17 protein-coding genes are annotated in these 14067 nt (G+C 35.6%); 9 read left to right on the top strand and 8 right to left on the bottom strand.

From position 1 onward, the window contains the following. Position 1 precedes the first annotated feature (1 nt). The 3 genes from FC97_RS10470 to FC97_RS10460 all read left to right on the top strand — a co-directional run bounded on the left by FC97_RS10470 (position 2) and on the right by FC97_RS10460 (position 3049). The gene (locus tag FC97_RS10470) at positions 2 to 913 is read left to right on the top strand and encodes a sce7725 family protein (RefSeq protein WP_054643810.1); all 912 of its coding nucleotides are present in this window, start codon (positions 2 to 4) and stop codon (positions 911 to 913) included. Then, positions 913 to 2025 carry an RES family NAD+ phosphorylase gene (locus tag FC97_RS10465; protein ID WP_054643811.1) on the top strand — a complete coding sequence of 371 codons (1113 nt, stop codon included), beginning with the start codon at positions 913 to 915 and terminating at the stop codon, positions 2023 to 2025. Before FC97_RS10470 ends, FC97_RS10465 begins: the two co-directional genes overlap by 1 nt. Before the next feature lie 148 nt (positions 2026 to 2173). Next, positions 2174 to 3049 carry a DMT family transporter gene (locus FC97_RS10460; RefSeq protein WP_054643812.1) on the top strand — a complete coding sequence of 292 codons (876 nt, stop codon included), beginning with the start codon at positions 2174 to 2176 and terminating at the stop codon, positions 3047 to 3049. 49 nt (positions 3050 to 3098) lie between these two features. Here FC97_RS10460 and FC97_RS10455 read toward each other — a convergent pair whose 3' ends face one another. The 4 genes from FC97_RS10455 to alsS form a co-directional block, all read right to left on the bottom strand. Next, positions 3099 to 3491 (bottom strand): type II toxin-antitoxin system HicB family antitoxin, encoded by a 393-nt coding sequence (locus FC97_RS10455; RefSeq protein WP_054643813.1) that lies wholly within the window; start codon positions 3489 to 3491, stop codon positions 3099 to 3101. 2 nt (positions 3492 to 3493) lie between these two features. Further along, a complete protein-coding gene (locus FC97_RS10450; RefSeq protein WP_025085345.1) occupies positions 3494 to 3679 on the bottom strand; it encodes a type II toxin-antitoxin system HicA family toxin in 186 nt (61 codons plus the stop codon). Positions 3680 to 3851: 172 nt separating this feature from the next. Next, positions 3852 to 4559 carry an acetolactate decarboxylase gene (budA, locus tag FC97_RS10445; RefSeq protein WP_054643814.1) on the bottom strand — a complete coding sequence of 236 codons (708 nt, stop codon included), beginning with the start codon at positions 4557 to 4559 and terminating at the stop codon, positions 3852 to 3854. An 18-nt stretch (positions 4560 to 4577) separates the two neighbouring features. Next, positions 4578 to 6254: an acetolactate synthase AlsS gene (alsS, locus tag FC97_RS10440; protein WP_054643815.1), complete on the bottom strand. Its 1677-nt coding sequence runs from the start codon at positions 6252 to 6254 to the stop codon at positions 4578 to 4580. A gap of 111 nt (positions 6255 to 6365) precedes the next feature. Between alsS and FC97_RS10435 the strand changes: the two genes are divergently transcribed. After that, positions 6366 to 6794, top strand: a complete 429-nt coding sequence (locus FC97_RS10435; RefSeq protein ID WP_054643816.1) for a MarR family winged helix-turn-helix transcriptional regulator — start codon at positions 6366 to 6368, stop codon at positions 6792 to 6794. 9 nt (positions 6795 to 6803) lie between these two features. Here FC97_RS10435 and FC97_RS10430 read toward each other — a convergent pair whose 3' ends face one another. After that, complete coding sequence (locus tag FC97_RS10430; protein WP_082397601.1) at positions 6804 to 7796, bottom strand: helix-turn-helix transcriptional regulator; 993 nt, start codon at positions 7794 to 7796, stop codon at positions 6804 to 6806. 103 nt (positions 7797 to 7899) lie between these two features. Between FC97_RS10430 and FC97_RS10425 the strand changes: the two genes are divergently transcribed. Beyond that, complete coding sequence (locus FC97_RS10425; RefSeq protein ID WP_054643817.1) at positions 7900 to 8151, top strand: Mor transcription activator family protein; 252 nt, start codon at positions 7900 to 7902, stop codon at positions 8149 to 8151. A 41-nt stretch (positions 8152 to 8192) separates the two neighbouring features. Here the strand turns inward: FC97_RS10425 and FC97_RS10420 are convergent, their stop codons facing one another. Both FC97_RS10420 and FC97_RS13430 read right to left on the bottom strand, forming a co-directional pair. Then, the gene (locus FC97_RS10420) at positions 8193 to 8864 is read right to left on the bottom strand and encodes a metal-dependent transcriptional regulator (protein ID WP_054643818.1); all 672 of its coding nucleotides are present in this window, start codon (positions 8862 to 8864) and stop codon (positions 8193 to 8195) included. Positions 8865 to 8902: 38 nt separating this feature from the next. Continuing rightward, positions 8903 to 9064: a hypothetical protein gene (locus tag FC97_RS13430; protein ID WP_156314125.1), complete on the bottom strand. Its 162-nt coding sequence runs from the start codon at positions 9062 to 9064 to the stop codon at positions 8903 to 8905. A 406-nt stretch (positions 9065 to 9470) separates the two neighbouring features. Here FC97_RS13430 and FC97_RS10415 point away from each other — a divergent pair, with 406 nt between their 5' ends. The 3 genes from FC97_RS10415 to FC97_RS10405 all read left to right on the top strand — a co-directional run bounded on the left by FC97_RS10415 (position 9471) and on the right by FC97_RS10405 (position 12634). After that, positions 9471 to 9911 (top strand): universal stress protein, encoded by a 441-nt coding sequence (locus FC97_RS10415; RefSeq protein ID WP_054643819.1) that lies wholly within the window; start codon positions 9471 to 9473, stop codon positions 9909 to 9911. A 30-nt stretch (positions 9912 to 9941) separates the two neighbouring features. Continuing rightward, a complete protein-coding gene (locus FC97_RS10410) occupies positions 9942 to 11582 on the top strand; it encodes an Nramp family divalent metal transporter (protein WP_054643820.1) in 1641 nt (546 codons plus the stop codon). Positions 11583 to 11986: 404 nt separating this feature from the next. Then, positions 11987 to 12634, top strand: coding sequence for a type IV toxin-antitoxin system AbiEi family antitoxin domain-containing protein (locus FC97_RS10405; RefSeq protein WP_054643821.1), 648 nt, complete (start codon positions 11987 to 11989; stop codon positions 12632 to 12634). 19 nt (positions 12635 to 12653) lie between these two features. On the opposite strand, the gene FC97_RS10400 is transcribed toward FC97_RS10405, so the two are convergent. Then, entirely contained in the window at positions 12654 to 13064 is a 411-nt protein-coding gene (locus FC97_RS10400) for a peptide deformylase (protein WP_054643822.1), read from the bottom strand. Between the two features lie 112 nt (positions 13065 to 13176). Here FC97_RS10400 and FC97_RS10395 point away from each other — a divergent pair, with 112 nt between their 5' ends. Continuing rightward, on the top strand, positions 13177 to 13989 hold the full coding sequence (locus FC97_RS10395; RefSeq protein WP_054643823.1) for a glycosyltransferase family 8 protein: 813 nt from the start codon (positions 13177 to 13179) through the stop codon (positions 13987 to 13989). The last annotated feature ends 78 nt before the right edge of the window (positions 13990 to 14067 follow it).

Here is a 14067-nt window from a genome sequence, read left to right as displayed (position 1 = left end):
TATGTATTTTCCCATACTGAGGGGTAAGCAAAATGAATTGTTGGCTTTAAGAGAACTTTTGAATGACGGCGTTTTAAGTAAGAAAATATTGCCAATCATAGAGCCGGTAAGTCCTTCATCTACATTTAGAATATTATTGGAGTCTTTTTCTGACAGTAATAGGAAAATTGCTGTTATCCAAAATTCGTCAGTTGCTGATTACGAAGGATTCAAGGATGCTGATATAAGTGAAATAAAGTCAAAGGATAATTTCGTTCCGGCTTTAGTATTGGAAGGTTCAGATAATGAATCTCTTTCTGATTATTCCAATATTAATAAAATGGCCATTATAGGTGAAAAATCAGACTTTAACGATTCATCATTGATTGATGGTAATACGTATTTAGTGATTGAACCAAATAATAGATCGGCTGTTAGAAAATTGAGAAACAGTACAGACTTTTTAGTGGAAATGCATGACCAGTTCAATAAACAAGATAGAAATGTAGATTATTTATCCAAGACTGATGAATTATTTTCAACGGAGCATTTGTATTATAAAGAAGACGGATATTATGGGTTTAGCGATTATTCAGTAATTGGAAGTGATTACAGTAGCGCTGGCTTTGCAGCCAAAGCAGTAGCAATTCACTTAGTGTATTTTGATGAGAATAATGAATTACGTGTTCATCACTTTGTTTCAGATTCTAATGATAATATACAAAATCCAGCGTTAAAAGCTCATGAAGCTTTGGAAAAATTGGTTAAGTTTGTTTCTAATCCTAGCTTTGATAAAACGAAGAATGATTCTGAAGCTCTAAGGGAGTTTGAAGAATTGTATAAAATCGATAAGTATTCAGGCTTGGGATATATAAAGAAATTATCTATAAAACATCATTTTGAAATCATGGGAAGGTATTTGGATAAAGATTAATGAAATGTTGCGAAAACTGTTTTAAAGATGTTGATATAAAAGAACGTATTAAGGCCATAAATGAAAAAGGCCAGTGTGATTTTTGTCAGTCAAACGATGTCTACGTTCTTGATATTGATAAAGCGTTAAAAAACAATGACTATTCGAAAAACATAATTGCAGATTTTAATGATTTGTTAGATCTTTACACAGTATATGATCGAAAACAGAAAGATTATCAAAGGTATTCTGATGATGCTAGAAAATTGAGTGAACAATTATTTTTTAATACCAATATCTTCAATTTAGAAGTAAATAAAATATCTAAATTATTAAAGTCTTTGCTAGCTGAATATTACGGCAAAAATAATGAGTTATTTGAGGATCTTGTAATACCGGAATATTTATTGGATGATAAGTTGAAAAAGAATAATGGTATCTTTGGTGGAAAAGGATGGAAGGCCTTTGAAAATAGAATTAAATATATTAATAGATTCCATTCTAATATGGCAAACAAAAAGATATTAGAAGCATTTTTTAATAATTTAATTGTAAATATTGGAAAAAGTAAACGATTTTATAGAGCAAGAATTAGTGATAGTGGTAAGCCGATTTCTAATGAGAATATGGGAGCCGTACCATTAGGATTGTCGACCCCAGGGAGACTGAATGCTTCTGGAATAGGATACCTTTATTTATGTCAAGATTATAAGGTGGCACTGGGTGAAATAAAGGCTTCTTTAAATGATGTTTGTACGGTTGCTTCATTTGAAATCTCGGAAGAATTAAAATTAGTAGATTTGTCTCAAATTTCTGTGTTAAGTATATTTTCTTTTGAGGATAAAATTACTTATTTAATGAATTTCGATATTTTAAAACAAATTGATATTGTTATGAGGGAAATCAGCAATAAAAATAGATCTGAAATTGCTTATGTACCAACGGAGTACATGAGTGATTTGATCAAGGATATGGATAATGTTGATGGAATTATATACGAAAGTACAATTGACAATGATACAAAAGATTTAGTTTTGTTTGATGATGAAAAGGTTCATTTGCTTGAAGAAGAAACTATAAATTATGTAGTAAAGGGAATTAATTATACGCAATTAGATAAATTAGAAAGGTAAATCCAAAATGGATTTGCCTTTTTTAGTATTTTCAGTTCCAATTGGATTCGATAATGCTATAATTTTTTACAAAAATAAGATTTCAAAAGAATTTATTTAATTATAAATTTCGTTCCGGAGAGACCAATAGCTAAAAGGACTAAGTATTATGAATTCTAACAAAGTATTAGGTTCTATTCTTTTAGGAGTCGCCGCCAGCATTTGGGGTGGGACTTTCGTTGCAGTGAAAATGGTAGTGGGACAGATTCATCCACTCCAATTGGTTTGGCTAAGATATTTAGTCGCGTTAATCTTTTTAGTCGGTTTCTCATTGATCAAGCGAGAAAAGTGGCATTTGAAAAGGAAAGATTTGAAATGGTTTATCTTGTCAGGGTTGACAGGGTACGCTCTTTCATTAGTGGCCCAAGAAACTGGAACGTGGTTTTCCAGCGCCCAAACAGGGGCAGTGGTGACATCTTCAACACCAACTTTTATGGTGATATTTGCCTGGTTAATTTTAAAGGAAAAATTAGATCGCGTTAAAGTCATTTCTTTGGTGATGGCGACACTTGGAGTAGTGATGATTGTCGGTGTCCATTTGACCGGCAAACATATTTTAATTGGCGTCTTATTCTTGATACTAGCCGCATTAAGTTGGTCATTTATGTCTGTCATGATTAAATTGTTGTCAGACTATTCAGCTTTACAGATAACGATAATCTCAACCATTGTTGCTATGATTTGTTTAACACCATTTGTGATGGGAGATTTAGCATCGTTATCAAACGTTAATTTCTTCAATCCTAAGATCATTGCCTGTTTATTCTATGTTGGAGCGTTATCCACAGCCATGGCTTTTGTCATGTGGAATAAAGGTTTAACAATGGTCAGTCCCAGTGTTTCAGGATTGATTTACTTGTTACAACCAATCGTTGGTACATTATTAGGCTGGTTGATTTTAGGAGAAGGTCTAACTTGGGGCTTTGCTGCAGGTACAGCTTTGATTTTGACTAGTGTTTGGGTTTCAATAAGATTTGCAAAATGAGTAGACAAAAAGAATCCTATTCCATATGAAATAGGATTTTTTTGATCACTTAAACATTTAATTCCTTCTTTAAAGCAGTTGTCAGTAATTCAGAAAAGTTAATATTGTTATCTTTTCCCAACTTGTTGAGATAGTTGGGGATAGTCAAAGTCTTTTTGATAGTCTTGAAGTCATTTTTACGACGATATTCATCAATATCGACATCAACCAAGGTAACAACGTTACCATTTTCTGCACTAGGAAGTGTGTAATTTGAATTCGGCACGTCTAAATTGTTATCTTGTCTATCAATAATATTCAATCCGATGTAATCACGAGCCATTTGAATAGCATCATCAATATCTTTGCCTTGAGTCATGCCTTCAATATCAGGAATGCTGACAAAGTAGGGAACTGTTTGATCACTTGTTTTTGAAATTATAATTGGATATACGATTTTCATTTTTAGTCTCCCTCATCATCCAAATGATGTTTTTTTATTATACTTTTTGCTAATAATTCATTGATTTCTCTATGTCTAGGAATCTGTTCTTTTTCAATACCATTTGTCCAAATGTCATGATTATTACCATGACGATATAAGTACCAACCTTTTTTACTTAAAAGCTTGAGCAATCTTTTTTGATTCATTTCAAATTCCTTCGTCTTTTATAATATACGTATTTAACACGTGTGTAAAATGTTATGACTGCTATTACTATATAAATAAAATTACGTAGGATTTGAGATGGTATGACCAAATTAAACACCAAATAGGATAAAAAAAGGACGAGTCCAGATGGATTCGTCCTTTTGCTTTTCTCTATTCTGATTTATGTATATCGCCTAGAATATCTTCACCGGAAAAATCAAAATCCATGTAAGATTGATTCTTGACGGGCAAATGTTGTTCCAAGGTGTCAAATTGTTGGAGTTTTACATCTCCACTCGCTGTACCAAATGATAACAGATGGCCACCGAAGTCGTGTTCATCAGATAAGAAGTGATGGTGGAAACCACCAACGGCTGCCCCATCGAAGATTTCAGGTGAGTAGTAACTCAACAAAGTTCCTGTAACGGTGTCTTTTTCAAAAATACTTTGACTTTCAGCTGTTTTGGCTAGAGTATCGTAAGGTTTATGTGATTTCTTCACCGCACGGGTTTTCACATTTGTAAATTGACCGTGTAACTCAATTGAGAAGAAGGTATTAGCACTTGTTAAAGATAGGATCTTCTCTTCAAGCTCTTTTTGGCTGATACCATCAACGTTTGTTAATGGCTGATAACTGCCGAAATGAATGTTAGCAAAGGGCAAAGTGAAATCATTTTTTACGATATTAACATTACCGTTGCTGTCGACTTGATAAGGTGTGCCATCTAAAATGACCAATTCGCCATCAAGACCTTCGCCAGTACCGATTCCCGTATCGCCATGACTTAACAATTCCTTCATAGTGATAGTTCCGTCGAGTAATCCAGGGACTAATAAAGCTAATGTTCCGTGTTGATAAAGAATGTTTGTATTTGACATGAAATCCTTCTTTCTATCTTAGTTCAAGACGTCGTCAACCAACTTGGATGCTAGTTGAATATTGTCTGAATAATCAACGGGGATGTGCAAGATAACTGGTCCTTTAGTGTCAAAAGCTTTGGCTAGCATTGGTTCGAGATCTTCAGTTCTCTCGACACGCATACCAGTGGCACCAAAACTTTCAGCATATTTAACAAAATCAACTGGTCCTAATTTAACTCCAGCATCATGACCGTATTTGGCGATTTCTTGGAAACGAACCATGTCATAGTAACCGTCGTCCCAAATCAATTGTACGATATTGAGATGCAAGCGGACAGCTGTTTCTAGTTCTTGACCAGAGAAGAGGAAACCACCATCACCAGCAACTGAAACAACTGGTTTTTCAGGACGTTCCAATGCAGCAGCGATTGCCCAGGGGAGTGCGACACCAAGCGTCTGCATACCATTACTGAATAATAGGTGACGTGGTTTATAACTTCTAAAGTGACGAGCCATCCAGATGTAGAGACTACCAACATCAACCGTGACAGTTGTGTCATCTTCAACTTGGTTTTGCAAAGCGTGGATGATAGCTAGGGGATGGATACCGTTCTTATCTGAATGATTGGCAGGAATAGCATCCTTCTTAGTAAATTTCTCTTGTTGGTCAGCCAGATGTTTGTGCATATCAGAGCCTAGATCGATGTCATCCGGTAAGTTAGAGCTGATTTCGTTAAGAGTCTTAGCAATATCAGCGTTCACAATCAAGTCAGGTTGATAATCATTGGTGATTTCTGGCTTGATACTGTCGAGATTAATTATTTTCCCTGTGCGACCAATATTCCAATTACGGGCCTCATATTCGATAGGATCGTAGCCGACCGCGATGATCAAATCACTTTCCTTGAGGATAGTGTCACCGATTTGGTTACGGAACAAGCCGACACGGCCGTAGTAATTTTTTTCCAAATCACGCGATATGACACCAGCACCCTGGAAGGTTTCCACAACTGGAATCGAGAACTTGTGTAAAAATTTATGGATAGCGTCGGTAACTTCATTGGTAGAAGAACGCATACCTGCCAAGATTACTGGTAACTTAGCTTTTTCAATTTTTTCGATAATTTGGTTAAGGGTTTCTGAATCAACGCCACCTTGTTCAACTTTATGTAATGGCTTGATAACAGGGCGAGTTACGTCATCATTCAAGACATCTTGAGGAATGGACATGAAAGTTGCTCCAGCTTTAGGTGATACAGCATTTTGGTAAGCGTTTGCAAAGGATTCCGACAAATTGTTGGCATCTTGAACTTCAACACTATCCTTAGTAGCAGCGGATAAAAGTTCCTTACTAGAAATACTTTGGTGAGTTAAACGGGCAATATCGTTTCGGGGAACTTGACCACCTAAAGCAATCACAGGGTCACCTTCAGAAGTAGCGGTAATTAGACCAGTAGCTAGATTGGAGACACCAGGACCTGAGGTAGTAGCCACAATACCGGGCTTACCAGTTAGACGACCAATACCTGCAGCAATGAAAGCCGCGTTTTGTTCGTGACGAGTAACAATTAATTTAGGAGTTTTTGGATCATCGTTATGTTCAAGTGATTCGAAGAGTCGATCAATCTTAGCACCAGGTAATCCGAAGACGTAATGAACGCCTTGATTAATCATCGATTGGATCAAAGCTTGAGCACCATTAGTTTTTGTCATTGTATCTAACCTCTTTTTTGTGTAGATTTGTTCTATAATTATTTATAAGAAAAAAATAAGGCATTTGTGTTGATTTGTCAACACGTAAATCTTTTCATGGAGTGAAAGTTAATGAAAAACATTGGATACTTAGCACAAGATATTTCTATCTTACATCGTCAATATTACAAGGATACGAGGGAAGAATTCAACCAAATCAACTTAAATCCGACCGCAGCTTGTATTTTATTGGCTGTAAGTGATTATGAAAACATCAGTCAGAATCAAGTGGCCCGCTCTCTAGTAATAGATAAGGGGTTAGCAACTCGAGAAATCAATAAAATGAATCAATTAAATTACTTAACTAAGTCAGATGGAGCTGGTAAAACTAAAGTTCTCAATTTGACTGAAGAAGGCAAGCAGGTTGTAACAAAAGTTCAAAAGATTCGTAGTCAATGGTGGGAAGACCGGTTTGTTAAAGCTGGTATTCAAAAGGATAGTCCGCTAGTTTATTCCATTGAAGCAGTCGTTTCAACTATTGTTGAACCAATTGAAAAGTAAAAAGGAAGCTTATTCATACCGTTGTAGTATGGATTGAGCTTCCTTTTTGATATTGGTGACTAAACTTTTTGGTGCTAGAACCTCTACATTTTGTCCCTGACTCAAGAGCCACATCATAACGCCACGTTCACCAAAAGTATCGGCTTCAATAATGACACTACCACCATTTTGTGGTTGTTTGGAACTATGATCTGAAAGCAGATTTCCATTGGCATCACAGTGTGCTACAACTTTAGCTGTCGGAATACGGTCGAGTGCAGCTTCAACGATACCCCAGAATTGAAATTTTAGATGAATTAATTTGCCAGGATACATGAATTGAATTTTTTGTCGAAATTTCCCCTCTTCAAAACGGTCCTTATAGGCTAAATCAATCTTGCCAGTTACGTGATAGTCTTCGATTCGATCAATTCGGTAAAGCAAATTATCCTTATAGTCTGGATTGTAAGAGACTAAATAGAAATAATATTCAGAGAAAATCACTGCTTGTGGCAAAATATTACGGATGACCGTTTCTGAATGTTGACGATGGTATCTAATTTCGATAGCTTTTTTCTGTGTAATGTATTTGCTTAAAGTCCAAATTTTATCTAGTAAGTTTTGTTGATGATGTAAGGGAGTATAGTTGAAGATCTCATTTTGGATCAAAGGACGAACTTGACTACGAATTTGACTATTTGCCAAGTTTAAGAGTCCATCGACTGTATGAATTAATTCACGTTGATTAAGCGCACGACTAGCCAATAAAACTTTGACCAAAACGAGAATTTCCTGAGCATTAAGAATGTGTTGATCACTGTGCATACGATAACCGGAATTGCTTCTCTCATACTGGATTCTGTAGGGCAGACAGATGTCTTCGAAGGTTAAATTAATCTGGCTGATATCCCGTTGAATGGCACGTGGGGTCACATTATATTCACGTGCCAAATCGTTCTTATTCAAGATTTGATTGTCAAGTAGTTTTATATAAATAGCGAAACGGCGCTCGGATGTGTTCAAAATTTTTCCTCTTTCTGCATAAGTAGACAGAATTCATCTACCTATTATTATAAAGTAATTTTGAAAATAAAATTACTGTATTAAGGAGAATTAGGTGATAATTATGGCCGAAAAGGTAGACTATGATATTTTAAATGAATCATATAAGGGGATAGCTGAAGTTATTGGAGTTGAAGCGATGTTAAAAATTCGTGATAACTATTGTGGTATGCAACTACAACTGCCAATGCGACTCTATGACGCTAATAAATTACGTAAAAAACTTCAAACAATGGACGTGCAATCGAATCAAGTTATGATGTTATCGCGAAAGTATGGCTATTCACCACGTTGGATCAAAGAGGCCAGCAAATAAAAAGAGCGTTTGACAACGCGTGATTTTACAATCATGCCTACTCAAACGCTCTTTTGTGTCTCTTTAACTTTTTCAATGTGAATCATCTTAGTGATGTTCTTGGGGAGAATCTGCTTTAAATTGTTACGCAGGTTCAAAATGACCATTGAGTGATCGTAATCGTTGATATTGAGAATCTTGATAGAATCAGAAAGTTTGACATCAATGTTACTTAAAATTTTGAATAAATAGGAATCTTCCGTAAAATTGACTATTTTGAAAGTCGTATCAGAAATATTCTGACTGGCTAATAAAGAGTCCGCGGAATAGATAGGAATTGCGGAATTAATTGGGATAATGTTGCCGTGTGGACAAGTTTGTGGATATTCCAAGTGGATGTTCAAACGGTCGATCAATAATAAATCGGGATGATCTGATAAAGTTGTAGCTTTATCGTAAATGTCGCTCAACGGGATATCTAATTTCTCATAGAGCCAAGTCTCGATTAAACGATGTTGTTGAACCAAAGGGATGACATCATTTAAACCTTTCTTAGTTAGTTTGCTGCCATAGTATTTCGTATATTTAACCAAACCTAACTTTGAAAGATGTTGGGTACGGTCAGATATGGAAGCTTTACTGACATTAGCTTTGATAGCTAGGTCGATATTATTAACGTTTTGAAAGCTACCACCGAGTTCGAAAATAAGTCTTAAAAAATTCAAGTCGTTCAAAATCGTTCACCACTTTTTCTTAATAAGGTTCTTTCAACCTATTTTCTGCGATTCTTAAAAATCATGTCATCTAATAGTAGGGAATTGGTAAAAATCCTTGAATACATACCAACTAGAACCTCAGAAGTTAACCAGTTATTGGTTAAGAACTCCTCGTCATTGACTTCGTTGATTACCTCTTGATGTGTTTCTTTACGCATGATATTCCTCCATTAATAAGAATAAGAACATTTTATTAGTCTAAACTAATAAAAATAGTTAAACATAAATATAAAGACTATTGTATGGACATATTGTCAAATAGTTATATTCATGAATTGCTATAATTCGGTTGTTAACGCCTTTAATATAACATAATTATTTTATTTGAAATAGTTAAGCAGAGTTTAAGAATAATTCTTTATATCACATTAGGTAGCCGGAAAAGTCTATATAATGGGCAAGTAATCGCTTTCTGAATTTTTTAAAGAAAAATCTTCACTTGTACTTTTTTATTAGGTGGACTTAAAAAATAGTTTACATAGATTTAAAAAGCGGTAGAATGGTCCTTGGAAAGACGAGTGAGACTTACTTGTCTGGTAAAAATTAATTGGAGGAAAGAAACCAATGTCAAAGCAAAACAACACATTTGAACGTGTCCTGGTTGGTGTTGATGATTCAGCTGATGCTCAATTAGCATTTAGATATGCCATGCATCGTTGCATCAAAGACAATTCAACTTTGATCATTACTTCCATATTGGAAAGCGGAGATATGAATGTATATCAAGCCTTAACTAGAGATTATGTTCACGGTGAACGTAAGGATCTAGAAGAGCATATGCAAGAGTATCGTAAGATTGCCTTGGATGCTGGAGTCCAAAAGGTAGAACTTGTAATTGGTGAAGGAGATCCTGGCGAGACAATCGTGAAAGATATCATTCCTGCTGCCAAAGCCGACCTATTAGTAATCGGTTCGCTATCTAAGAAGGGGATTAGAAAGTACTTCGGTTCTCAAGCCGCATATATGGCGAAATATTCACCTATTTCAATTATGATTATTCGCTAAAACCAAATTCAAATATAAGGGGAGATTAATATGGCTGAAAAGCGTAAATTAATCCAATATGCCAATGGTCCTTCACTAGAAGAAATCAATGGTACAGTCGATGTTCCAAAGGACAAGGGCTTTTTCAAAACTCTACTTGCATACTCAGGTCCAGGGGCTTTAGTTGCCGTTGGTTACATGGATCCAGGTAACTGGTCAACATCAATCACCGGTGGTCAAAATTTCCAATACCTATTAATGTCAGTTATTCTTTTGTCTAGTTTAATTGCCATGTTGTTACAATATATGGCTGCTAAACTAGGCATCGTGAGTAAGATGGATCTGGCACAAGCAATTCGTGCTAGAACAAGTAGATCATTAGGAATTGTTTTATGGATTTTAACTGAGTTCGCTATTATGGCGACAGATATTGCCGAAGTTATCGGTGGTGCGATTGCTTTATATCTATTATTCAATATTCCATTAGTAATCGCCGTATTTATTACCGTTGGTGATGTTTTAGTATTGTTATTATTAACTAAGATCGGTTTCAGAAAAATTGAAGCTATCGTTGTATGTTTAATTCTTGTCATTTTATTCGTATTCGTATATCAAGTTGCACTATCAAATCCTAACTGGGGTGCTGCTTTTGCTGGATTAGTTCCAACAGGCAAGACCTTTGCTACACATCCAACAATTGGTGGACAATCACCATTACAAGGTGCTCTAGGAATCATTGGTGCCACAGTTATGCCTCATAACTTATACTTACATTCAGCTATTTCTCAAACAAGAAAAGTTGATCATGCTGATGAAAAATCAGTTGCACAAAACGTACGTTTCTCAGCTTGGGATTCAAATATTCAATTAACAGCCGCATTCTTTGTTAATGCTTTGCTATTGATCATGGGTGTTGCCGTCTTCAAGAGTGGTGCCGTTAAAGATCCATCATTCTTCGGTTTATACCAAGCTCTATCAGATACATCTACATTAAGTAATGGCGTTTTGATTGCCGTTGCTAAATCAGGTATCCTTTCAACATTGTTCGCTGTAGCTTTATTAGCTTCAGGTCAAAATTCAACAATTACAGGTACACTTTCAGGACAAGTTATCATGGAAGGTTTCGTTCATATGAAGATGCCTCTATGGTTACGTCGTTTAGTAACACGTTTGTTATCAGTTATCCCAGTTCTAATCTGTGTTATGTTAACAAGCGGTAAGAGTTCAATTGATGAGCATGTGGCCTTGAATGATTTAATGAACAACTCACAAGTCTTCTTAGCCTTCGCCTTACCATTCTCAATGTTGCCATTACTATTAATGACAGACAGTGTTACAGAAATGGGTAAGAAGTTTAAGAATGCAATTTGGGTCAAAGGATTCGGTTGGTTCTCAGTTCTAGCCCTAACAGGATTAAACCTTTATGGATTGCCAGACCAAATCAAAGCTTTCTATGGAGATGGAATCACAGTAGCACAATCAACACAAGCCGACATTATTGCCTGGGTATTGATCGTAGCCGTAGTAGCCTTACTAGTATGGACATTGGTTGATATGCATAAAGGTAATGAAAGATTGAAGACAGAATTAGCAAGTGAACACGTATCATCAACATATGAACACTTAGCTAAACTATCAAGAGAAGCCGGTTCAGAAGCTGAATTCGATAAAGAAGCAGTGGAAGAAAGATAGAGAGCAAAGTAGGCCTGGGAATTTCCGAGGATTTGCCTAAGAATTGGAATTAGCCGCTGTACTTGCGGATGATTTCAGTTCTGTAGCAAACCGGAAGAAATTGGTCTACGTAGCTCGTTTCCACTATATTGCCAAGAACCATGGTTATTAAAGAGGAAAAGTCAAAATTATTTCTAAAACAAAACCAAAAAAACTAGAAAAATTCCAATAAAGGAAATTTTCTAGTTTTTTGTTGTCCATATTAAACGTAATTTAGAATATACCAGACATTTCTACAATATCAATGATACAAATTAATATACTTGATAATCTTAAAATATCAATGATAAAATTATTCTTACTTGATAGTTTTAAAATATCAATGACAGAAATTAATGTGCTTGATATTGTGAAGGAGACAAGTTATGACTGGTATAAAAATTGATAAGGCTTTTTCAGACTTTAAAAATAAGCAATTGAACTCGTTACAAGAGATAAATAATAAATTGGAAAAGGACAATATTCTGCTTAAGGGTGATATAAATGAGTATCAGAAATTGTATGTTCAATCACTGATTGATTCAGGCTCTTTAGAGTATGCATCTGGTAAAGTTATAATAAATTCTGATTGGATACCAAATGATTTCCTATTGAGACAACTTACTCTTGGTCAAGGAGTATATTCGGGACCTACGGCGTTGTATTTGTGGGGATTGAGTGATGAATTTCCATATACGGTCTATATGACGTTCAAAATGGGATACAAGTTACCTAGAACCTATACTGAATGGTCAAGTAATGTTAGTCCCAGACAAGTAAACAAGCAATACCTTAAGGATCAAATATCTGAGCTGAAGGTTGAGGGAACAGAATATAGAATAAGTCTTTTTAGTATGGAAAAAACGTTGGTTGAGATTTTGAGAGAACCTTATGTCCTAGATACTAATCTTGTTAACACAGCTTATAAGCGATATTTAAAAATCGTTAATAAAGATACGAATAAGTTGCTTAGAATTGCTAAAGAAATGAGAAGCCTTAATAAAGTCGTTAATAGATTGGAGCCTCTATTGTGAGTGACAAGAGACATTGTCTTTAAATCAAAATACCATCACAATGATCAACTTCATGTTGAATAATTTGAGCAATGAAGTCAGAGAACTCTTGTGTATGTTCTTTGAAATTAACATCTAAATACTTAACTGTAATATTTTTAAAACGCTTAGTAGGACGTTCGCCGTCAAGAGAAAGACAACCTTCAGAAGTGTGATAGGGATTCTGCATACTTATAATAGAAGGATTTATCATAGGAACGTTCATTATTCCCATGGAAAAGGCAATGATACGCTTGTTGACGCCAATCATGTTGGCTGCCATACCGACACAGTTTTCGGAATGGGATTGTAGAGTGTCGAGCAAATCTTGAACGACTTGAGAATCATTTTTAGTAGCTAATTCGGATTTTTGGCTGAGCAGTGCTTGGTCGTGGTTTATTGGTTTAATCATAATTAAACTCCTAGAATAGAATGTTCTCATTATAAGCGATGAAAGATAGTAGATTCAAGCAACAAACGGCTATAATGAAGGTAGTTAATCAATTCAGAGGAGCGTGGAACCAATGAATCTATTATTTGCGATTGATGATCGTGTCGTCGATCAACTACTAACAGTCTTATACTCAATCAAACGTAATACCTCCGCAACCAGTTTTTCCGTATACGTGATTCAAGATAAGAAGTTAACTCATACTCAAAGGATTATCCAAGTCTGCAAGAGACTCAAAATGACCTATCATCCAATTATCGTTTCCAATACACATTTCGATAAGGCACCAGTGACTGACCGCTATCCGAAGACCATTTATTATCGCTTGCTGGCCTACGAATATCTACCCAAGAATCTGAAGCGAGTACTCTACCTCGATACCGACGTCTTAGTGATCAATGATTTGAAAAAGTTATATAACATGGACTTCGATGGTTACTGGTACGCAGCTGCTAGCCACATCGCACTAGATGTAACCGATTCATTAAATAAGATCCGTTTAGGTAACTTTGATACCGATGGCTACTACAATTCTGGAGTTATTTTGATGAACCTGCCTGAAGAACGAGAACACGTCAAAGCCGAAGATATTTATGGTTACATCAGGATTAAGAATCTAGCACTGTTCTTACCAGACCAAGATATCTTGAATGGACTCTATGGACAGCATATCAAAAAGATTCCCGATGAACTCTACAATTACGATGCTCGAATGAATCCACTCTATTACACCAAGAGTAATGGCGTCTGGGATATTGATTGGGTAATTGAACATACCTCAATCCTGCATTTTTGTGGACGAGATAAGCCTTGGAAGTCCGACTACAAAGAACGCTTCTCCGGATTGTACAAACATTATGCACATGTTGCCAAAAGCTTACATTAGTAGGCTTTTTTTATTTCACCTAAATTTTATATCAAAGTGATATCACTCTGATATAAAGGTGCTATAATACAGATATGG

The organism is Companilactobacillus kimchii DSM 13961 = JCM 10707, assembly GCF_001435445.1.
Taxonomy (GTDB): domain Bacteria; phylum Bacillota; class Bacilli; order Lactobacillales; family Lactobacillaceae; genus Companilactobacillus; species Companilactobacillus kimchii.
Note: the sequence above shows the minus strand (reverse complement) of the source record. Positions and strands in the feature narration are given on the sequence as shown.